Origin of the sequence: Porphyromonas crevioricanis, from assembly GCF_900476255.1 — a bacterium.
Lineage (GTDB): Bacteria > Bacteroidota > Bacteroidia > Bacteroidales > Porphyromonadaceae > Porphyromonas > Porphyromonas crevioricanis.
The window spans coordinates 816,369-839,426 of the sequence record NZ_LS483447.1 but is presented as its reverse complement, the minus strand read 5'-3'; the positions used below and the strand labels follow the sequence as shown (position 1 = coordinate 839,426).

Genomic DNA, 23,058 nt, shown 5'->3' with positions numbered 1-23,058 from the left:
CTGAATTTACAGAGAGCGTAAGTATTCGGCCAAATGTGGTACTTCCCGATCTATATCTCCGGCCCCTAAGACAATCACCACATCCGGGATATTGCGTTGCCGGACATGTGGCAGCAATTCATCGAGAGCCAATACAGGAACCTCTCCCGGCAACAAATCAGCTATCATATGCGAGCTAACACCTGGCAAAGGCTCCTCTCGTGCCGGATAAATATCGACAAGGACAACTTCGTCCAAAGCAGAAAGGCTCTTGGCAAACTCCCGATAAAAGTCGGCAGTGCGTGAATAGAGGTGTGGCTGGAAAATACCCAAAATTCTCTTCCCTCGGTACAATTCCCTTACAGACTGCAAAGAGGCTTCCAACTCGGCTGGATGATGCGCATAATCCGAAATAAAGACAACTCGCGAACTGTCTACGATGCGTTCAAAGCGTCTTTGTGCCCCTCGGAAAGAAGCTATACCGGCTCTCAGTCTTTCCATGGAAGCTCCGTTGAGCGAAGCTACAGCCAAGGCCGCCACAGCATTCTCAACATTGATCCGCAGAGGTACTCCCAAATCCAAATTTCGGAGCTCCAACCCATTGGGGGCATACCAGTCGAAAAGCAGATGTCCATCCTGAAAGCGAATGTTCGATGCATAATAATCCGCCTCTTCCTGAGCCGAGTACGTGTAAACCTGCACATCGGAGCCGACAGAAGAAGCCAAGTCCAAACCTTTCTTCATCACAAGAGCACCGCCCGACTCAATGAGCGATACAAAATGCTTGAAACTCTCTATGTAATTCTCAGGAGTACCATAAATATCCAAATGATCCGGATCGGTGCTGGTAACGATAGCCATATACGGGCTCAATCGATGAAACGAACGATCGTATTCGTCAGCCTCGACAACGATAAGATCACTTTTGGGTGAGAGCAGGTAATTACTCCCGTAATTAACGGATATTCCTCCCAAAAAGGCACTGCAATCCGGCTCCGAGCTGCGCAGCAGGTGAGCCAACAAGGTGGAAGTCGTGGTCTTGCCATGGGTGCCGGCCACACAGAGAGCCTTCCCCATTCGGGTAATTTCCCCCAATACTTCGGCACGTTTGAGCACTTTGTAACCGCCCTCCCGGAAATAAGTCAATTCCTGATGCGAAGGTGGCACTGCCGGCGTATACACAACGAGCGTCTCCTCCACATCTCTGAAAGAGGGGGGGATCAGCTCGGGTTTATCCTCGAAGTGAACGGCAATACCCTCCCCTTTGAGCTTGTCTGTCAAGGGAGTAGAAGTGAGATCATAGCCTGCCACCTCCATACCTTTGAAGGAAAAATAACGAGCAATGGCACTCATGCCTATCCCCCCTATCCCGATGAAATAAACCCTTTTCATTGTATTTGACTTTCCGTTATACAAAGATAGACTATTCCCTGGTAATTAGAGGAGACCTTTGCACGAGCTCCAAAGTAGCAATTAGAACTTGGCATTTTGGAGACTTTGCAGAATATGGTAATCTTGAAGGCATTGAGACAGAGGGAGAAAAGGGAATACACAGTAAACCCAAATGTCGAAAATAACACAGCGAATACTGTGCTATGCAATAGTATCCAGAGCCTATTGCGATTAGGTAAAAACAGTGTTGCATAGCAGACCTAAGCAGACTCGAGCGACAAAATCAAAGAGCCCTCCCAAAGAGATCGCTGCTTGATCTCACGATATGGCAAAACGGCACAAAGCTCATTTTTCCAAATTAGCACAAATACGTCCTATCAAACACAATAGCAGGTCGTGGTGGTAGATTGGGGAAAAAGCTCTTTTTGAGGGCTTTTCGACCTCTATCAAAACTCCGATGAATAGGGCGTTCTGAGAGGGTCAAAATTCTCTCCTCAGAGAAATTTTGTTTTCTCCTGTGTTAGCAAAAATTCTCTCAGGAGAGAATTTTCGCTCTCTCCCCAGAAAATTTTATCTCGAACCCAAACAGCAATTGTCGGCATCAAAAGAGAGAAGCATGACAAGGCCAATAAAGGGGTATTCTCGCCCTAATTATACCACATTATTGTTAAAAACAAAGAATCCACAAGGCTCTGAGGCTGGGGCTTGAGTTATACACTCAAGTATGTAAGCCAAACTAAATGTCAAAAAGAACAAAGTGGGTAGCATATCATGCGGTAGTCTCAATTAGGTATTCCTCTCTCAAAGAACACATTTGCAATTAGGGCATACAATTCTATTTTATTTGTTTTTACTTATTCTTTTTTATAACTTCGCTGTTGAAGATTAGAGTTACCCAATTCTTAATATAATACAAAGAGGCTCTCTCGCCCCTTCTTGATGCTTAACTTAAACGAGAGGCTACGAGCCAAAAAGGTAAGGTAAAAATTGACCGAGGAGCTGAGTTGATTATCAAATCCGGAGGCTTTATAAGGGCTCAACAACAAATAATAAATCCAAAATAAATAAACCATGAAACATTACAGACTAACAATCGTATTCGCCTTATTGGCGTTGTGCTCAATAGTTAGTAGTCGCATGGCTGCCCAAACAGTTATGGCAGAGCCACCCATAGACAGCGAGTGGTACTACGACTATAAATACGGATCCACAGGAGACGAGAGCCTGCCACAAACATATGGCTACACAAAGATCAAAACCATAGGCAAGAGTGAGCGTCAGGGGAAAAACGTTGTGGAGTACCAGGCAACCCATGTCACTAAATTCGGCAGCGCAACGGAGCCTCCTTTCTATATCTACTACGAGGGACCTAAGGCCTACCTGCAAAGGAAAGACGGCTCCCTGCATTTGCTATACGACCTCTCTGCCACAAGTGGTGATGAGCTGGAGTTATGCGCCTTCTCTAAGAGTGCAGAAGAAGCGTCACCCATCAAAACAAAGGTGCTATCACGGCAGGAAATAGAGATTTCCGGAAAATCGTATGTCACTCAAGAGTACCAGCCTCTCTCCCTCCTGGTGTATGGGACGGATACAATACGCTCTTATACCGTCACTCAGCATATAGGGATGTCCCGTCTGGAGGCTCTGGGTTCTGTTGAGCATGAGATCTTTGTTGCAATGCAAGGCGGAGGCCTGCGCTACTACCAAGGAGGAGGAATATCCCATGCTCCCAGCGGAGCTGCCCCTCGCGATGCTATCGTGGATGAATCGACAGCCTTTACGGATCATCCTTTGACAAAGGGACGGCTATGGTATATAAGACACGAGATAGGGGGATGTGGCAGTAATGCGCAATTTCGGACAGATATCTATCACCTCACTGGGCAAGTCATAGAGCAGGAAGGTAAACAATACCATGTAATAGAGAGATACTTCTCCCTCGATGGCCCCGACACTCCACACAAAAACTTTTTCTACCTCCGTTATGATGCAGAGCAGGGTATAGAATATTTTTCTGGAAGAAGCACGGATGGCAAACCGGGTTACGGAGAAAGGCCTCTCTACGACTACAAAAAGATAGCTGGATGGTCTTTTCTAAAATCCCAACGGAAAGGGGGTCTACCTCTGAGTGGAACATCTCTTCCTTTCCAAAACGAGTCTGGAAAAGACAGTAAGGGCAGACGTGTGTACAAGTATACCCATTCTAAATATGAGTCCTCTTTTTCCTGGATCGAAGGTGTCGGCTGGGACCAAGGCTTCTGGCCGTATGCTATCGGCCTTAGCGGTGGCGGTCCCGACCTGCTGATCTATGCAGAGGATCAGGAGGGGCGGACTTACGGAGAGAAGAAGTTTATCAATACGGGCATTGACAATCCGGCATCACCCGATAGAGATGTCGCTCCATACAGCATCTGGCACAACGGATCGACCCTTTATGCACAAACCTCATCGCTTGCGGGCTTTAGCAAACAAAGGATCACCCTCTACAACGCAGCCGGAGAAATACTGCGGAGCTATGATCTCGACAACAATGAGCAACAAGTATCCATCGCCTCTTCGCTCGAAAGTGGGGTATATTTCTGGCAAATCTCCGGAGAAATGCAAAAATCATGGAGCGGAAAACTGATCGTTCCATAATCACAAGAGATGTCAGAGCAGAATAGAAATAGAGAGGGGGTTACCATTTGGTAGCTCCCTCTCTGTTTTCTCATCCCTTGTCGGAGAAACGTTGTGTAGCAAGATTGTTTGAACAGACTTTTTGTCGGACTCTTCGATATGCAGTCATCATGATAGTATTGAGACTGACAAAAGAGGTCAATAATCGGCACAGTAAAAGAAAAGAAGATTGTACCTTTGAGTTGTCAATAGCTGAGAGACTTACCATCCATGCTTAGCGTAAAAAGAGTTAACAATGAAATCCGATAAAAAAACAGACAAACTGAAGGAGAAACAATCTGTTCTCTTTCTTAAAAAAGGCATGCGCAAGAACACATTAGCCGCATTTATATATGCACTCGTAACGGCTATGGTAGGGATGTTTATCATGAGTTCTTTGTATGACGTTGAAATAAACTTTATTTATGGACTTATCCTCGCAGGCTGGTTGTTCTTAATTGATTTTCTCTTTTTGCTTATCAAATCATCCCTCAAGAAACGGGCCTCAAAGACTACAAAACTTTAGTCGGATTAGGTTTTCCCTCGGCAGCTTTTAGTTGCTCATTGCAATAAGTTCATTCGGCTCGATGTTCACTGAGAGACTGTCACACAACATGGCTCTCATCGCATTACTTTCGACATTCGGGCTATTGTAGCAAAACAAAGAGGCTGTGTCAAAATCGGATTTTGACACAGCCTCTTTGTTTTTCAAGAAGTCTCTCCCTCTAACCTTATGGGGGGGGGGAGAAAAAGTTTTAGTGATGTCTTTTGCCCTTATATGCCGCATAAGAGAGATAAACGACCAGCAAAAGGAAAGTCACAAGAATTACGATCACTTCCGTCTTGTGTCCCAAAGGATCGGTCCATATCTCATTGAAAAGATTGAGTCTGCCCATAATCTCTATCGGGGTCCAAAAGACAATTACAGTGGCAATAGCCATGCGTATATTGGCTCCCCAGGAAGACAGCCGAAGCTGTTTGCGGAAGATAAAAACAGAGCCGACCAGACAAATCAAGCCTATTAGCAGTGTCACAGGGTGACGTTCTCCCAAGAAATTAGTGTCATAGCAGAACATCAGGAGCAGATAGCTCGACCATAACATCATATTCAACTCCATGAAAGTAATGATAGCCGTATGTCGAGTCATCGGCCGGGCTACGATCATATTCTTTCGATTTCGGAAAACAGCCCGTTGTATCCAGTTGAAAAAGTTACAAGCACTCTTAGCACTGAAAATATACAGGAGCATAAACATTACCCAAAACCCAAAAGAAGAGGGCATGATCAGGTATTCGGGTTTGGTGACAATCTCTCCATTGACAATCTCCGGCATCACTCCGTAGCGGTGTGCATAGTAGACAAAGACAAACTCTACCCAGCCAGTCCAGAAAAGCAATCCACCAAAAAATCCCCAAAGAGTTTGCTTGGTATCGCCTTTGGCGAAAACGCCTGCAATCACCATGACAACACCTACTGCTCCCATAAAGAAAGCCGAGTAGTGCAGCATGGATTTGTCGGTGATCAGATGCTCCATAAGGATCATCAACACATGCCCCAGGGGCATGGTGAGCAGAACAACCAGAAAAGAGACTATGGCTTTGAGCCAATGCTTATTGGGCGGGCGGGCTGCCACGGAAGAAGTTGGATGATTATTTTCCATTGGTAAATTCGATTATAGGTAATACTTTGCTTTGAGTTCGGCCACCAGAGGATCGGTGATATAGTCGTCGTAGTCCATCATCTTGTCAATAATGCCTCGTGGCGTAAGCTCGATAATTCTGTTGGATACGGTTTGGATAAACTCGTGGTCGTGGCTGGAAAAGAGGATATTCCCCTTGAATGTCTTGAGGGTATTGTTAAAAGCCTGTATACTCTCCAAGTCCAAGTGATTGGTAGGGGTATCCAGCACCAGGCAGTTGGCATTCTTGAGCATCATCTTGGAAATCATACAACGCATCTTCTCCCCTCCGCTCAAGACACTTGCTTTCTTCTGTATTTCTTCTCCACTAAAAAGCATCCGCCCCAAGAATCCTTTCAGATCGACTTCGTTGATCCCTTCGGCGAACTGGCTAAGCCATTCCACCAAATTCAAATCAGTATTAAAGTACTCCGAGTTGTCCAGAGGCAAGTAAGCCGAAGTGATCGTTTGCCCCCATTCATAAGAGCCTTTCTCTGCTTTCTGTTTGCCGTTGATGATTTGGAAAAGAGCTGTCATAGCTCTGGGGTCACGGCTGACAAACACGATCTTATCGTTCCGCTCCACGTTGAAATTCAGATCCGTGAAAAGCAACTGTCCATCATCGGCCCTTGCTTCGAGACCTTTCACCTCCAAAACCTTGTTGCCCGGCTCTCGCTCCGGATTGAACAAAATACCCGGATAACGGCGTGAAGACGGAGAAATCTCATCTATATTGAGCTTCTCGAGCATCTTTTTGCGACTCGTTGTCTGCTTACTCTTGGCTACGTTGGCACTAAAGCGACGGATAAACTCTTCCAATTCCTTGCGCTTCTCCTCTACTTTCTTGTTCTGCTGCTGTTGCTGACGCAGAGCCAACTGACTGGACTCGTACCAGAAGCTATAGTTTCCGGCAAACTGCTGCACCTTGCCGAAGTCGATGTCCACCGTATGCGTGCATACCGAGTCGAGGAAGTGACGGTCGTGGCTCACCACGAGTACGGTGGTCTCGCAGTTGGCCAGATAGTTCTCCAGCCAGCTCACAGTCTCCAAATCGAGGTCATTGGTAGGCTCGTCGAGCAAGAGATTGTCGGGCTTACCATAGAGTGCACGCGCCAGCAAAACACGGACTTTTTGCTTACCGCTCAGCTCACTCATCATCTTGTAGTGCAGATCTTCCTTGATACCCAGACCACTGAGCAACATCGCAGCATCGCTTTCGGCATTCCAACCCTCCATTTCGGCAAACTGCTCCTCCAATTCGGCCACACGGTTGCCATCTTCATCGTTGAAATCGGGCTTGGCATAGAGAGCGTTTTTCTCTTCCATGATTTGCCAAAGGATCGTATGCCCCATCATAACTGTATCAAGGACGGTATATGCGTCAAAGGCAAAGTGATCCTGACTAAGCACCGAAAGACGCTCTCCGGGGCCCAGCGATATTTGCCCGCGAGTGGGATCCAACTCTCCGCTAATAATCTTGAGCATCGTGGACTTCCCTGCCCCATTAGCCCCTATGACACCATAGCAGTTACCGGGTAAAAACTTCAGATTGACATCTTGGAAAAGAACTCGTTTGCCAAACTGCATGGCCAAGTCTACGACTGTAATCATAATTGCTACTTTCTTTATTTACACACCGAAATCTTGGTACAGACTCTCGGATTTATTTGATTTACTTGCGTTTGTACTTTTCTTAAAATCGACTGCAAAGGTACGGCTTTTAGGCTGTTGCCTCCTATATCCTCATGGGAATGAACTACAAAATGAGGCATAGTTGCTCGAAAGAGCTTCTCGAGAGGAAAGACCCTTTGCAAAAGGAGAGCAAAACTTCTCCGGTTTCCATCCCCCAAGCGTAGTACATATACCGGAGACTGTTGCATAACACGGCATTCGCTGTGTTATTTTCGTAGCTTCGTGCCCTGTAAACGACTTTGCAATACGACTTTTGTCGATAATGAACCTTCACCAACCGAAACGCTCTCTGGCTTTTCTGCGCCGGATCAAAGACTTCAGTCTGCCTATAGCAATTGCCGTGGGCATCATATTTTGGAAATATCTCTACCCATTGGAGGCCGTCATTCCATACATGATCGGCGGTATGCTTTTCTTCACTTTCCTCAAGCTCTCTCCCCGTGGCATACGTCTCTTACCGGTGCATTGGCTTCTGGCTCTTTTGCAATTATCGCTTGGTATCCTGTCGTTTTACCTCCTCACAATATTCGTTGGTAACGGACAAACACCGTGGGGAGATCTGTCTGCACAAGGCACTATGATCTGTTTCGTAGCCCCGGCTGCCACAGCCTCCGCAGTGATCATCTCCATGATGGGAGGGAATATAGGAGTGGGAGCTTCCTATGTACTTCTCACCAATACTACAATCGCTTTCGTTGCTCCTCTGCTTTTCTCTCTTCTCGTAGGAGGAGAAGTCCCCTTTTGGCAATCCGTATGGCAGATTTTCTCCGGAGTGTCTCCTCTGGTCTTCTCTCCTCTTGCTCTGGCTTGGCTACTGAGATACGGATGTCCTCGAGTACACCGAAGTCTGTCTTCTATCCCACAGGTCGCTTTTTGGTTGTGGGTCATTTCACTGGCTATCATATTGGCACATACGGTCAAGTTCATTGTGGATAAAAATTGCCCGGCAGACCTTCTCCTCATCCTCTCCGGCTGTGGCCTCGCAGCTTGCATCATACAGTTTGCTTTGGGGAAATGGATCGGAGCAAAAACTCGACAGGCCGATTCGATCACTATCGGGCAATCTCTGGGACAGAAAAACACGACTTTGGCGATATGGATGGCACAGATGTACCTCAACCCGATCAGCTCCATAGCCCCCGCCAGCTATATTATTTGGCAAAACAGCTTCAACTCTTTTCAACTTTGGCTCAAAAGCAGAAAAGATGCACAACAGACAACAACCCAGCAGTAAACATACTTGTTGAGGTAATACAGATACAAAAGCAAAAAATAGATGAGATGAAACTTACAGATGAGTGGTTCAGTGTTTTGAGTGCGGACGAGCATGGGCAATCGGTCTTTGTCAATGGCCGATTGAGGCTTGACGAGTTTCGTCTCAGCAAAAAGTTCAAAATACGAATAGAGTTGCGTCTGCCCTACGAAGCAGACTGCACCGGTATGCCCACAGTATCGGCCATGAAGCTGATAGAGCAAATAGAGCAACCTCTGCGGAAAATAATGGAAGCCGACAAACTTGCAATCCTCACCGGTAACCATATAGGCGGAGGTAAAAAGTATTGGGTCTTCTACACACGTACCGAACGTGTATTTCAAGAGCGACTGAACGAAGCCCTCACCCCATTTGATCTCCTCCCACTGGAGATCGAATGCGGTATGGATGCCGATTGGGAAGAATATACCGATATGATGGAGCTCTACTCTGCAGAAGAGGATGAGAGTGAAACAGACTAAGCCCTAAGCATTGACAGTCCGTCTCTCTTTTTCGAGACTGTGTCTGTCTGGTGCAGGAAGCGTTTTTGAGGTACCTTTACCGAGCAGTTGAGTAGATAGCCCCACCCGCAGACCTACACAACTTTCGGTTCTCCGATCCGGGATTAGGCTGTCTGTTTACACCTTACCCGAAAAGGATCGGCAAACAGGTCTCGGCTGCTTTTAAGGAAAATATACAAGGATGAAAGAAGCAAGAACAGGAGATAGAGTCCGCTTTCTCAATGCCCAAGGAGGCGGGATAGTAAGGCGAATTGTAGGGAAGGTTGCCTACGTAGAAGACACGGACGGCTTTGAGATCCCTACCCCTCTCAAGGAATGTGTGGTCGTAGACGAAAAGGACAGTTTCATGCCGTCCTACAAGCCTCCGAAAACTTCCGAGGTAAGCACTGCTCCGAATGGCAAAATGTCTCCCGATACCAAGCCTGCCCAGAAGGAAGAAATCGACACTCTTGTAAGACCGCAACTGCGTACAATAGCTCCAATAAGGCGTAACGATAAACTAAACGTCCTGTTGGCCTTCGTCCCCATGGATGAGAAACAATTAGGACAAAAGCCCTATGAGCTATATCTCATCAATGACAGCAACTACACACTCTCTTTCCTCTACTCTCTGTCGGAAGGCTCAGGACATCGCCTGAGAGCTGCCGGCACGATAGAGCCTAATATGCAGATCTTTGTCGAAGAGATAGCCCCATCCGAAGTGAATGAATTGGAACGGATAAGGCTCCAGCTACTAGCCTATAAAGTCAATAGCGGCTTTGAACCCAAGCCGGCTCTTTCGGTCGAATTGCGCATAGATGGGAGCAAGTTCTTCAAGCTTCACTCTTTTGTCGAAAACGATTTCTTCGATGAGAAAGCTCTCCTATATAATATTGTCAAAGACGATCTGCCACGGCACGAGATAGGCGTATCCCCCACGGATCTTAGGGAAGCGATGCAGGCCAAACGGAACTCCGACATACAACAGGCAAAACCCACACGAAGCCATTCTGCCAAGCCCGACAATCAACCTATCGAAATAGATTTGCATGCACACGCTCTGCTTGATTCTCTGGCAGGGCTTCAACCCAAGGACATTTTGGATTATCAACTCAAGACTTTCCGCCAAGCTCTCGAAGCACACAAGGGGCAGAAAGGCTGTCGTATCGTTTTTATCCATGGGAAAGGAGAAGGAGTTTTGCGCAAAGCTATCGAGTCGGAACTCAGGCACAAGTACAAAAACTACACCTACCAAGACGCATCGTTCAGGGAATATGGTTTTGGGGCCACAATGGTCACCATACATTAAGCACAACAAATAGATGGAGATAGAGCGTAAATTCTTAGTCCCCGATCTATCGGCTGTGCCCACGCCCGAACGAACCAGCCACATCGTGCAAGCCTACTTGCGAGCAGACAGCCGAGCTGTTGTGCGTATTCGCATCTTGGATGAGCAGGCTTTCCTTTGTGTCAAAAGCCCTACCGACACTTCCGGACTTAGCCGGGACGAATACGAGTATCCGATTCCTCTGGAAGATGCGAAAGCCATGATGTCGCTTTGTCTCCCCGGAGAAATAGAAAAGCAACGTATGCTGATCCGTCATGAGGGCCTTTGTTGGGAAGTAGATGTATTTTCCTCTCCACACGAGGGTCTGGTAATAGCAGAGATTGAGCTTAGCTACCCCGACCAACAGATAAACCTCCCCCCTTGGGTCGGAAAAGAAGTAACTGGAGATCCGCAGTACTACAACGCCAATTTGATTCATGTTTAACTCTCAATAAATCATCAATGAAAAAACGTTTTCTCCCCTTAGCTCTGTCTTTTGTTGTGAGTCTCTCCGCCTTTGCCGATGGCGGGATGTGGCTTATGCAGCAAATGCAGGCCAAGTATCAAGCAATGAAAGCTCGAGGCCTGGAGTTGGAGGCTTATGACCTTTACAATCCCGACGGCTCATCCCTCAAGGATGCGGTAATCATGTTCGACAATGGTTGTACCGGTGCTGTTGTATCCGATCAGGGACTGCTACTAACCAACCACCACTGTGGATACGATCAAATACAAAGCCACAGTTCTATAGAACACAATTATCTCAAGGACGGATTTTGGGCAATGACCCAAGCCGAAGAACTGCCCAACCCGGGTCTGGAAGTGCTTTTCATCGACCAAATCACCGATGTCACCACAGAAGTGAAGAAAGAACTGGCCAAGATAAAAGACCCCAACAGTATGGACTACTTATCACCACGCTACCTCTCCACTCTGGTACCAGGTATCGTAGGCAAGAAGGCCATGAAGGAGCAGGGAGTAAAATATCTGATCAAAGCATTCTATGGGGGCAATCAGTACTTGATGTTCAAACAGCTTGTTTACCGTGATATCCGTTTGGTAGGAGCTCCTCCCAGCTCCATAGGCAAGTTTGGAGAAGACACCGACAACTGGGCTTGGCCGAGACACTCGGGAGACTTCTCGATCTTCCGCATCTATGCAGATAAAGATGGCAGACCGGCTGATTATTCGCCCAAGAACATCCCTCTCAAACCCAAACGTTACTTCCGTATATCGACAAAAGGCATCACCGAAGGAGACTATGCAATGATCATGGGCTTCCCCGGCACTACCTACCATTTCTTCACCCCTGCAGAGGTAGAGGAATGGGGTACACTCGACAACGATATACGTATCCGGATGCGTAATATCCGTCAGGAAGTGATGCTTAAAGCGATGTTAGCTGATCCACAAATCAAGATCATGTATGCGGCTAAATATGCCAGCTCTCAAAATGGCTACAAGAGAGCGCAGGGGGCCAATTGGGCAATCACCAAGCGGAACCTTAAATCAATCAAAGAGGCACAGACAAAACAACTACTCGACTGGGCAGAGCAACAGAGAGAACCCTCCTACGCCCAAGCCGTCCGGGATATAGAACGTATTGTATCGGAACGTGCAGATTTGCGGACTCGCCAGAAGTATCTCGAAGAAACAGCTCTCATGGGCATCGAGGCAACTAAATGTCGGTTGGATCAAAAAGTTATAGATGATCTGAGAGACAAAGGGAAAAAGCCGGCCGAAGCAATGGAGGAGGTGAAGAAATTGTTTGAAAAATTCCACAACAAGGACTATTCTCCGGAATTGGATGCAGCAATAGCCAAGGCCATGCTCAATGAATATGTGCAACGCATTGCATACGACAAATGGCCGGTGGCACTCAAAGAGATTTCCGACAAATACGGCAACAGTGTGGATCGCTATGTAAATGAGATGTTCTCCGGCTCTATCTTCGCAGACAGAGCCAAATTCCAAAAAGCAATGCTTCTGTCCCCACGAGAATTGGCAGATTTGCTCGAGGCTGACCCTATATTGCGCTATGCAGCTTCTGTTCGTCAAGAATACGACAATGTAAAGAAACAGTTGGCCCCCTATGATGCTCCACTGAGCCGGGCTCAAGAGATCTATATAGCAGGGATGAAAAAGATGATGCCACAAGATCAAATCTGGCCAGATGCCAACCTCACGCTACGCTTCACCTTTGGTCAGATGAAAGGCTATTACCCAAAAGACAATGTCTACTATGGTCCACAAACGACCCTCTTGGGAGTAATGGAAAAAGAAGACCCGAACAATTGGGAATACAATGTCTCTGACAAGCTCAAACAGCTCTACGCCAATAAGGACTTTGGGCAGTATGCTATGAGTGATGGTCGTATGCCGGTGAATTTCTGTGCCACAACTCACACCACGGGAGGCAATTCGGGCAGCCCAGTCTTCAACTCAAAAGGAGAGCTGATCGGACTTAACTTCGACCGCAACTGGGAAGGTGTAGGAGGCGATATCGAATACCTACCGGAGTATCAACGCAGTATCATCTGCGACATCCGCTATTTGCTCTTTGTTATCGACAAGTATGCCGGGTGCAAACGATTAATCTCCGAAATGGATTTGCAATAAACTGCTTCCCCATAACATAATAAACAAAGAGGCTGTGTCAAAATTGAATTTTGACACAGCCTCTTTTTATGATTTCGAAAGAAATAGGTGTATTAAGAACTTTCCAAAATGCACTTCTTTTCAGCTTTCCATTGCATTGACATTGGTAGAAATTAAAGAGAGTACCTAGACCTTAGCTTCAAATAGTCGTTCTTGATATCATCTACAATAGTAGAAATTAAAGAGAGTACCTAGACCAACATAGCATCATCATAAGTAAGAGTGAATCTACAATAGTAGAAATTAAAGAGAGTACCTAGACTGCAAATCTCCTTGCACGAACCTTTTCTATCTACAATAGTAGAAATTAAAGAGAGTACCTAGACCATTCAGGCTTTGTTAGTCCACGTTCGATATCTACAATAGTAGAAATTAAAGAGAGTACCTAGACGACCCATATTCGCCTGAAACGACATATTTATCTACAATAGTAGAAATTAAAGAGAGTACCTAGACTCAGGCTGCAAGACTCGATCGGCTTTGGAATCTACAATAGTAGAAATTAAAGAGAGTACCTAGACTTCAAGGCGAATAGTGGCAAGGACGTAAGCATCTACAATAGTAGAAATTAAAGAGAGTACCTAGACGAGCGATCTGGCTTTGCAGATGTTTCTATATCTACAATAGTAGAAATTAAAGAGAGTACCTAGACAGTCTTCGTATTCTGCTACAACGTCTTCGAATCTACAATAGTAGAAATTAAAGAGAGTACCTAGACTTTCAGGATTTAAGACTTACGCCTCTCTATCTACAATAGTAGAAATTAAAGAGAGTACCTAGACTCTCTTGAGAAATTTGCAGAACTCATCAAATCTACAATAGTAGAAATTAAAGAGAGTACCTAGACAATTTCTATTAGTTTCATATTCAGGATATCTACAATAGTAGAAATTAAAGAGAGTACCTAGACTCTGCCCTGACGAAAGTAGCATATAATTTGGTATCCACCAATTATTTATGGAATAATATCAAAGATCTCTTTCTCCCCTCTCCCTAAGAAAAAAGCTAGAAAAGCTCCCCTATAGTTCTCATAAACAGAGAATTACAGCAAATTGACATAAAACATACAGACCCAGGTCTGTATTCAGAGAAAAACGACATCCGCATCTCGATGGATTGCATTGCCATATTTCTTCAACTTTACGGAAGAGACGTCAAAAATAATCACACTATCACCTCCCTCAAATTTTCTCGCGAATTGCTCATCGATTTTTATAGTTAAGTTCTCAAGCATTCTGTTGGTATTATTAACCTCGTACACAGAATATTGCAAACGAATGGCTCCATTCTTCACCAACATCTTTGAGAAACGACTTCTGAGTTTGTCATTGCTAATGTCATAACTGATAATAAGCATATTAAATAAGGAATTGAGGGTACTTCTTCACAGATTTCTTCTGCATGAAACAACGATAATAGGCTTGGACATAGCTGAAAACATCCCTTTTGTAAGGGATAAGCACTTCGAAGAAAAATCTTTGGTATTCCTTATTCTTCTCCAGTTTGAGGTAATACTCTCCTCTTTTGAAATCAAAATCTTTCTCGGTAAACTGCTTCCTATTAAATGCTGTCCTGACTGCCTTGTCGATCAAGCACCTAAAGGGCTCTATCAGATCGCAAACTAAAGACTTACGCCTGAACCACAACCGATGAAAAACTCCAACATAAAGATCAAAACCAAATAGCCTAAGGAAACATTCGATGTAGTTAAATAGGATAGTGTAGCCTATATCAAGAGTAGCATTGATCACATCACACTTGGTACGTGGGCGTCGAGCTTTCCAATTTTGTTGTTGGAAAAATGCAGCAAAAAACTCTCGTGATGCAGCTCCCTCTATGCCCATCAATTCAGAATAGTCAGTACAAGTATTAGCCAAAGGAAGAAGTAATCTACACTTTTCAACAGCCGACTCCGTTAAAGAGTCTTTCCTTCGAGTATCCAAGAGAGTCTTTATTTGATTGCAAATTTTATTCGAGATAATAACCCTAGCAATAGTCAAATCCTCCTTATCCATCTGGTATTGACGTTGCCGAAGTAAATAGTTTGCCTCAGCGGGATTGCTCCAGAAGAAAACTGGACGAAAATTGGGCTTCATCACAATTAAAGCGACTCCATACTTCTGACATTTATCTATGAGAGGAGTAGTAATGGTTATATGTCCAACAATGAAGAGAGCTAAAATTTTCTGAAAAGGTAATTTAGTCAATGTCTTAACCTTGCTTGAATCATCAGCTTTTTCTTCCAAAAGCAACTCTCCATTGCTCACTCGGAGGTTACGCTCTCGAACACAGTTGACAACAAAAATCGTCCTGAATTCAATGTCTTTATGAGTAAACATTCTCTACATCTGTTTTATCACACAAATTACAGTAAATACAATGCTTACATTTATTGGGATTGGTAATGATTGGTTCGGATGGGTCATAATTCAGAAAACGAGCAATGAATGCTTCGAATTCCAATTCTTCGTCAGAGGAAGGTAAAGGTATGGGTCTCATCTTGTTGGTAGACATCTCGTAAAAAGCGATAGATTCCACTTCATACCCCATCTCTTTCATACAAAAAAACTGTGCCCACAGTTGGTAAATCTGCCCCTGAAAAATCTGCTTGAGCTGATACTTACGTTCAATAAGTTTTTTCTCCCTTTGCCTATAGACATCAATTTTTCCTATAAGATGAAAACGCTCCGAACATATAGATAGGGCTAGAATCACATCTTTTCGTGTTGATGACGATCTATCATCCGTTGCTCCGTGGGCAAGAGTTCCTCTGAGTTGTGGTGCTGCATGATACAAGTCCTTGTCCATACTCATATACACATTGTGCAAGTATATAGAGTATGGACAAAAGATAAAATCATTCAATGTGGATATCAATATATAATCGTCCATCAGTCTTTCTCGTAAGATCTCTCTTGCACAAACTGTAGCCATTCCTTATTGGAAATCGCCAATTTGAGTTTACCGCCTTCTGAAGTTTGCCGAATCTGGCGTAGAGCCCAAAGTCCTTTTAGGGCAATATTATAAGCTCCATTGGCATCTGCATCCTTAGGCAGACTTTTATTTCCCTCTCTTGTATCGAAGAAACGGCCATCAGCCCCTGCTACAGGAGAGATTAGATAATCCAAATCCTTCTCTTTCCAGCTGTTGCGCATCTGTACTGTCAATTTGAATAGCTTCAGAAGATCCACGAAGAAGTCTTTTTGCTTTTCGTCCACAATAGCTGTTTTCAAATCAGCGGTATAATCTATCTCATATCGCACAAAAAGAGACTTAAAAGCCTCCGTCAAGGCGAATTCTTCGGAATCCCATTGACCATTCTTCTGGGAATTTCTAAAATTCTTTATTCGGGAACCATGTGTGCATAATATCCACATAGAACGACTTCCTTCAGCCTTTTTAGTAAAGTTTTTATAATCGAATGCAAACTCAAACCAGTCTTTCTTCGGGTTGTAACTAATTGAATCAAACTTTTGAAAGAAGCTCTTCGCTTTATCTACATTTTCATACTGGGCATGAAATAAATTAACAAATCCAGTAGTCGGATCTATGTTGCTCGTGTTCCAAGCCGGGATATAAAACAAGAAGCCGTTTTGCTTTCCCATTTCCTTAAAACTCTTAAATGGGGCCGTAAATTGATAGGCTCTCAACAATCCTCCAATATCTTCAGGCCTTTTCTTCTTGTCCACAAGATAGTTGAGCTTATCTATCAGCTGTTTCTCAAACTGCTGATAAACAGAACTTTCTACTTTCTGCCGCCCACGTTTGAACCCCATATTCAAATCCTCCAAAGCAACTACAGCCTTATAAGCCACCATCAGTTCGGCTATCCGATGAACCGCCTGACTAAGGTAGCCTTGTTTTAGCTCCTTGATCCCTTCGATAGTTTGCCAGTTTCGGCGCTCCTGCTGACGGTCTTTGTCTCGACTCTCCAATAAATCATGATAGTCTATATCGTTAATCGTATTCAGAGAAATTTGATCCAAAATCGTCCCTCGACTATCTATCACGCATATATACAGCAGATTGCGTTCTCCACGATCAATTCCAATGACATGCATATCCTTTGCCTCTCGAATATGAGCATTAACCATATCATTGACTTTGCTTCCTGCAGAACATTTAAAATTCATAGTAATAGGCACATGAAACTGGAACTTATCCATCGTATAGCGCCTATCCTTGACTAAATCATACTCAAACAGACTCTCCTCTCCTTTTTTTTGTCGACTTTTCTTTTTGATAGGCTTACCAGCCGGATGCGTGGGATGATCATTTTTCAAACTCTTCTCTCGGAAAAAGATTTCAGCCTTCCCATCCAGTTTGTATATGACATCTGCCAAATTGCGCTCGTCAAAAAGCATTCTCCAATACAAGGTATGCAGATTAGGTGTCCCTTTGCTGCAGGGAGAAAAGTCCTTGTTGTATATCTGAAATAAATACAACTTGCCTTGATCTATTAATGAATAGACATAAGATTCCGAAACTTTTCGGAAAGAGAGCTTATACCCCTGATCCTCAACTTCTCTATAGAAACTAGATACATTCTCATAAGTAGCCGTATCAGAAAATTTGAATCCGAATTGCTTCCAATCTTCATGAGCCTCGATTGAGTGTTTGAAGAAATCGATCAGTTCGTGCAAATCATCCATACTAAAGGTATCTCCCTTTTTGTGAGTTCCATGTCCATATTGTTCTAAAAGCTTCGGACTTGGTTTGTATATCTCTATTCCTTTTTTCGAAAGAAAAACCTTAGGAAGCATTTTATTAGGATCAGGCAAAAATTTATAATCCATCTTTTCGAAGTAAGGTTCTCCCTCCTTATACTCGGGCAACACCTTGTTTTCGAAACTTCTTTTGTGCCTATTGTTCATAATAGCCAAATAGAAGTTCTGCCCCTTACGCAAAATCACACAGCTATTATCCTTTTCCTTATTTCTATCCCAACCACTAAGCAATTGAGAATTCCCAAAATTGAGTTTTACTTTTCTGGTCGAATAAGGCTTCCGAGTGAGGTAGTTCCTTACCTTATTGTACAGAGGGATCACCTGATCTAGAGCTCCTCGGATATAATTATACTCTCCATAAAATCTTTCATCTTTATCGGGTTCGTCTCCCATACCCCAAAGAGGTTTCAAGAACCTCTGCAGATCACTGATATTGTCGAGAAGATTCTTAATTAACACCACATTGTCCTTGTCCTGAATCAGATTATTCTCTTCGGGGTATGGAAAGCTCAACAATTGCTCTGCTTCATGGTATGAGGCAAAAACGTTCTCAACGAGATTAGATAGACCATGTGGTCCTTCCTTCTGGCCCAGTGTGGAAAGATAAGTATCTACACGGCAATCTCTAACATTGTCCAGAAAGGCAATACAACTATTAAGATTTGCCAGACTTATACTCTCTTCTCCTTTAAGAGCTTTAATCCTGTCCCTCTCGTATTTCGCCGTGATTCTTTTGGGAGCCTGCTCGTGGTCATATGCTCGTTCTCTAGCCATGTAGATAGCATTCCAATCTCCCAACATTTTTTTTGATATATCAGTCAATTGGCTATCGTTCCTTACGTATATCCGAGATAAATCATATTCTGAAATAGAAGTCATCAACTGTTGAGTACGTCCGAGAATGTCTTCTGCGATATGATCATAGAACTCTTTTAGAGCCCTGAGGAGCTCCTCATCTTTTTCAAAACTCTCAGGCAAGTATGATAATTGCTCTCTGTCACTCAATATCTGTTTATAAAGAGGCCTAAAAAGAGGGAGCCGATCCTCTCTGCCTCTTTGTTGGTTGTAAAGGTTGATGTGTTCATTGAGCCCTTTCATCTCTCCATCTCCTTCTGTCACAATCTTCCCAATCAATGCGTTATATTTTTCGATCCCAGCCTGAGATAACACGTGGATATAATAGTTCAACGAAAAAATATCCTCCAATCTCTCATCCTTTTTTATGTACCCCCCGGCAGAAAAGTCCGCACGAATATGTTCCAGCTCTTTGGCTATGGGCTCTTTGATCTTCTGAAAAACAAGAATATTATCAATGAACTTCGGCAAGTTCTCATGAATAAGACGATAAGCAATGGCAGTGGATTGAGGTTTCGTCGAGTATATATTCTTTCTATTCTCGTAAAAACCAGCAAAGTAGGATGTAAAGCTATCAAACTCCTTCAGTGACCTCGTAGCTTCTTCAACAGAGAAAGGCAAGCTTTCAGCCTCAGTAGAGAGCACAAAATCAGGTAAAATTTCTTTTATCAACTTTTCTTTGAACAAACTCTCGTACTTCTCGTTTTGGACTGTATTTTCCCGTCTTCCGCAAACACCAGTGAAAGCCCCAACAATCAGGCCACGAAGTACTGCTCGAATTTTATCTAATGCCTTGTCTTCACCCTCAGTGCGATGATCTTTTTTATACAATTCGCAGAAACTTTGGAGCATTGCTTTTATTTCATTCTCAATACCCATTTTAGCCATATTTTCAAGAGAAGAATCGATAAATACCTTATGATAAGTATCAATTATTTTCTTCACCCTCCGATAACTTTCTGCACGATGCTCATCCTCTTTCAAAATACCTGCTTTCTCGATATTTTCTAAAGTCTTTCCAACGGGCTTTAATTCAAATCTCAATGTCTTACTGACAGGGTACAGATTGGTGAAATCTTTCAAACTATCCATGGCATATAAATATTCGACTATTGCTTACTTCTTAAAATAAACTTTATCACAAACATAAAACAAAAAGTATCGCGACAAAAAAATGTTCAGGCATAGAATTACACAAATCTCCACTCTTTACAGCCAACAAAAGAGAGTCTTGTCAAAATATATTTGCTGTGTAAAATTCTTTCAGGATACAAATGAGATATCCACGACACAGCATAGGAAAGAATATTGGAAAATAAGAGAAAGGATAACAAAACCGTTGGTATCTCCTTTCCCTCAAAAAGAGAAATAGAAGATAGGGAGGATAGTGGCTCAAAGAGTGCAGCAAAGAGGAGCACTGAGTTTTCCCAAATAAAGCCCTGGCAAACAACCGGGGTACAGCTATCGTGCAACGTTTATTTCGTACTTTTGCCCCTGTGTTATAAGATGCCCGGTTAGTACACAAATATGAAGGAATACAATTTTGCCGAAATCGAATCTCGCGTCCGCAAATACTGGAGCGAGAAAGAGATATACAGGGTTAGCGAAGACTCTACCAAAAGTCCCTATTACATTCTCGACATGTTCCCTTACCCCTCCGGGGCGGGCTTGCATGTGGGACATCCATTGGGCTATATCGCCAGCGATATCGTAGCTCGCTACAAGCGACATAGAGGTTTCAATGTACTGCACCCTATGGGCTATGACTCTTTCGGGTTGCCGGCAGAGCAATATGCCATTCAGACAGGCCAACATCCCGAGAAAACAACCCGGACTAATATCACTCGATATAGAGAGCAACTCGACCGTATCGGCTTCTGCTACGACTGGAGCCGAGAGATACGGACTTCCGACCCATCCTACTACCACTGGACACAATGGGTTTTCCTGCAACTTTTTAATTCTTACTACGATACAGCCGAACAAAAGGCCAAACCAATAGCATCCCTGATCAAACAATTTGAGAATAGCGGGAGCAATGGAGTAATGGCCTATACCGGGGCTGAAATATCTTTCAGTGCCCAAGAATGGCAAAGTATGGGGCTCCAAGCCCAATCCGAAATACTAATGAACTATCGCTTGGCCTATTTGGGCGAAAGCATGGTCAACTGGTGCCCGGCATTGGGAACCGTCCTCGCCAATGATGAGGTGAGCGAAGGCCTGAGTGTCCGTGGAGGACATCCCGTGGAGCAGCGCAAAATGAAACAATGGTGCTTGCGTGTTTCCGCCTATGCCGAGCGGCTGCTCAACGATCTGGAAGATCTTGAGTGGACTGCCGCTCTGAAAGAGATGCAGCGAAACTGGATCGGTAAATCCGAAGGAGCAGAATTGGAGTTCAGATTGGCTGATAGTGACAGGACATTCACCGTATTCACCACACGGGCGGACACGGTTTATGGCGTTTCATTTGTGGTATTAGCCCCGGAAAGCAAATTGGTAGAGCAGTTTACCACTCCGGGACAGAAGGCCGAAGTAGAAGCCTATCTGGATGCAACCAAGCGCAGGACGGAGCGCGAACGTATTGCCGACAAGCGAGTGAGCGGTGTTTTTAGTGGTTCTTATGCCATCAGCCCACTCAGTGGAGAGAAAGTACCGATCTGGATTAGCGATTACGTATTGGCCGGATATGGCACAGGCGCAATCATGGCCGTTCCTGCTCACGACAGCCGGGACTTTGCCTTTGCACGCAAATTTGGTCTACCGATTATTCAGGTTGTAGTACCTGAGGGAGAAGAGCCTTCGGATCCTACTGAATGGACAGATTCCAAAGATAGCAAGACTGGCACCCTCATCAACTCCGATTTGCTCAACGGATTGAGCGTACTGCAAGCCATAGCCAAGGCTAAAGAGATCATAAAGGAGAGAAAACTGGGCCAAGTAAAGACTAACTACCGTCTCAGAGATGCCATATTCAGTCGCCAACGCTACTGGGGAGAGCCTTTCCCTATCTATTACAAAGACGGTGTTCCTCATGCTCTCCCGGAAGATCGCCTGCCACTGTGCCTGCCAGAGGTAGACAAATTCCTCCCTACAGAGAATGGAGAGCCACCATTAGGTCGAGCCAAAGACTGGTGCACAGAAGAGGGTTACCCTCTGGAGTTGAGCACAATGCCTGGATTTGCCGGTAGCAGTGCCTATTACCTGCGCTACATGGATCCGCACAACAACAATGCTTTGGTTAGTCCAGAAGCCAATCGCTATTGGCGGCATGTAGACCTCTACGTCGGAGGGACAGAGCACGCCACGGGGCATCTCATATACAGTCGTTTCTGGAACAAGTTCCTCTACGATTTGGGAATAGTCTGTGAGGCAGAGCCTTTCCGCAAACTGGTAAACCAGGGCATGATACAGGGGCGGTCCAACTTCGTATATCGTATTAAGGACAGCAATACTTTCGTGAGTTTTGGGCTAAAAGACCGATACGAAGTAAGTCCTATCCACGTAGATATAAGTCTGGTCAAAAATGACATACTGGACTTGGAAGCTTTCAAGTCTTGGAGACCTGATTTTGCTTCAGCCGAATTTGTGCTCGAAGATGGGAAGTACGTATGTGGCTGGGCAGTAGAGAAGATGAGTAAATCGATGTACAACGTGGTCAATCCCGATGATATCATAGATCGCTATGGAGCCGACACTCTGCGGATCTACGAGATGTTCCTCGGTCCCTTGGAGCAAAGCAAGCCATGGGATACCAATGGAATAGACGGGGTGCATCGTTTCCTAAAGAAACTTTGGGCTCTCTACTACGACGAAAAAGGCTTGCGCCTCGAAGACAGCGAGCCAAATAAGGAAGAGTTGAAGCTCCTGCACAAACTGATCAAAAAGGTCGGTGAAGACATCGAGAACTTCTCTTTCAATACCTCTGTCCCCGCTTTTATGATCACGGTAAATGAGTTGGGACGTCTGGGATGTCGCAGCCGGAAGGTACTCCGCCCAATGCTCGTGCTTCTCTCGCCATTTGCTCCTCATGTTGCCGAAGAGCTTTGGCAGGCAACAGCCAACGAGGATCAGCCCGAAAGCATCGTAGAAGCTTGTTGGCCAGAGCTGGATGAATCCCTCCTTGTGGAACAGACGGTACACTATCCGGTAAGTTTCAATGGGAAAGTCCGCTTCCACCTCGATCTGGATGCCAATCTCAACAAAGAACAAATAGAGTCGGCTGCTCTCCAATCTTCATCTGCAGCCAAATGGCTGGAGGGCAAAGCTCCCAAAAAGGTGATTGTAGTCCCCGGCCGCATCATCAATATTGTAATCTGACGAATCATTAAAATCTAAATTTAGA

General features: G+C 44.6%; 15 protein-coding genes and 1 CRISPR repeat array. Of the genes, 8 read left to right on the top strand and 7 right to left on the bottom strand.

All coding sequences use genetic code 11. From position 1 onward, the window contains the following. Positions 1–6 precede the first annotated feature (6 nt). The gene (gene murC / locus DQN70_RS03785; RefSeq protein WP_023939912.1) at positions 7–1,371 is read right to left on the bottom strand and encodes a UDP-N-acetylmuramate--L-alanine ligase; all 1,365 of its coding nucleotides are present in this window, start codon (positions 1,369–1,371) and stop codon (positions 7–9) included. A 1,071-nt stretch (positions 1,372–2,442) separates the two neighbouring features. Here murC and DQN70_RS03775 point away from each other — a divergent pair. Continuing rightward, positions 2,443–4,008: a T9SS type A sorting domain-containing protein gene (locus tag DQN70_RS03775; protein WP_111759329.1), complete on the top strand. Its 1,566-nt coding sequence runs from the start codon at positions 2,443–2,445 to the stop codon at positions 4,006–4,008. 274 nt (positions 4,009–4,282) lie between these two features. Further along, complete coding sequence (locus DQN70_RS03770) at positions 4,283–4,552, top strand: hypothetical protein (protein WP_023941320.1); 270 nt, start codon at positions 4,283–4,285, stop codon at positions 4,550–4,552. Between the two features lie 229 nt (positions 4,553–4,781). Here the strand turns inward: DQN70_RS03770 and DQN70_RS03765 are convergent, their stop codons facing one another. Continuing rightward, positions 4,782–5,687 (bottom strand): hypothetical protein, encoded by a 906-nt coding sequence (locus DQN70_RS03765; protein ID WP_023937541.1) that lies wholly within the window; start codon positions 5,685–5,687, stop codon positions 4,782–4,784. Between the two features lie 12 nt (positions 5,688–5,699). Beyond that, a complete protein-coding gene (locus tag DQN70_RS03760) occupies positions 5,700–7,316 on the bottom strand; it encodes an ABC-F family ATP-binding cassette domain-containing protein (RefSeq protein WP_023937540.1) in 1,617 nt (538 codons plus the stop codon). Between the two features lie 343 nt (positions 7,317–7,659). Between DQN70_RS03760 and DQN70_RS03750 the strand changes: the two genes are divergently transcribed. The 5 genes from DQN70_RS03750 to DQN70_RS03730 all read left to right on the top strand — a co-directional run bounded on the left by DQN70_RS03750 (position 7,660) and on the right by DQN70_RS03730 (position 13,095). Continuing rightward, the gene (locus DQN70_RS03750) at positions 7,660–8,631 is read left to right on the top strand and encodes a bile acid:sodium symporter family protein (RefSeq protein ID WP_023937539.1); all 972 of its coding nucleotides are present in this window, start codon (positions 7,660–7,662) and stop codon (positions 8,629–8,631) included. 47 nt (positions 8,632–8,678) lie between these two features. Beyond that, entirely contained in the window at positions 8,679–9,131 is a 453-nt protein-coding gene (locus DQN70_RS03745) for a DUF695 domain-containing protein (RefSeq protein ID WP_023941268.1), read from the top strand. Positions 9,132–9,351: 220 nt separating this feature from the next. Beyond that, on the top strand, positions 9,352–10,458 hold the full coding sequence (locus DQN70_RS03740) for a DUF2027 domain-containing protein (protein ID WP_023941267.1): 1,107 nt from the start codon (positions 9,352–9,354) through the stop codon (positions 10,456–10,458). A 13-nt stretch (positions 10,459–10,471) separates the two neighbouring features. Further along, entirely contained in the window at positions 10,472–10,921 is a 450-nt protein-coding gene (locus tag DQN70_RS03735; RefSeq protein WP_023941266.1) for a CYTH domain-containing protein, read from the top strand. A gap of 17 nt (positions 10,922–10,938) precedes the next feature. Next, the gene (locus tag DQN70_RS03730; RefSeq protein ID WP_023941265.1) at positions 10,939–13,095 is read left to right on the top strand and encodes a S46 family peptidase; all 2,157 of its coding nucleotides are present in this window, start codon (positions 10,939–10,941) and stop codon (positions 13,093–13,095) included. 135 nt (positions 13,096–13,230) lie between these two features. Continuing rightward, positions 13,231–14,044: direct repeats of the CRISPR family, unit length 36 nt; unit sequence ATCTACAATAGTAGAAATTAAAGAGAGTACCTAGAC. 174 nt (positions 14,045–14,218) lie between these two features. Here the strand turns inward: DQN70_RS03730 and cas2 are convergent. From cas2 to cas12a, 4 genes are read right to left on the bottom strand one after another with little or no spacing between them, the layout of a single operon-like run. After that, positions 14,219–14,491, bottom strand: a complete 273-nt coding sequence (cas2, locus tag DQN70_RS03725; RefSeq protein WP_036890107.1) for a CRISPR-associated endonuclease Cas2 — start codon at positions 14,489–14,491, stop codon at positions 14,219–14,221. Position 14,492: 1 nt separating this feature from the next. Next, complete coding sequence (gene cas1 / locus DQN70_RS03720; RefSeq protein ID WP_023941264.1) at positions 14,493–15,473, bottom strand: type V CRISPR-associated endonuclease Cas1; 981 nt, start codon at positions 15,471–15,473, stop codon at positions 14,493–14,495. Further along, positions 15,460–16,068 (bottom strand): type V CRISPR-associated protein Cas4, encoded by a 609-nt coding sequence (cas4, locus tag DQN70_RS03715; RefSeq protein WP_231968853.1) that lies wholly within the window; start codon positions 16,066–16,068, stop codon positions 15,460–15,462. Before cas4 ends, cas1 begins: the two co-directional genes overlap by 14 nt. Further along, entirely contained in the window at positions 16,026–19,808 is a 3,783-nt protein-coding gene (gene cas12a, locus DQN70_RS03710) for a type V CRISPR-associated protein Cas12a/Cpf1 (RefSeq protein ID WP_023941260.1), read from the bottom strand. Before cas12a ends, cas4 begins: the two co-directional genes overlap by 43 nt. A gap of 435 nt (positions 19,809–20,243) precedes the next feature. Between cas12a and leuS the strand changes: the two genes are divergently transcribed. Next, positions 20,244–23,033: a leucine--tRNA ligase gene (gene leuS / locus DQN70_RS03705; RefSeq protein WP_042226273.1), complete on the top strand. Its 2,790-nt coding sequence runs from the start codon at positions 20,244–20,246 to the stop codon at positions 23,031–23,033. Positions 23,034–23,058: the final 25 nt, after the last annotated feature.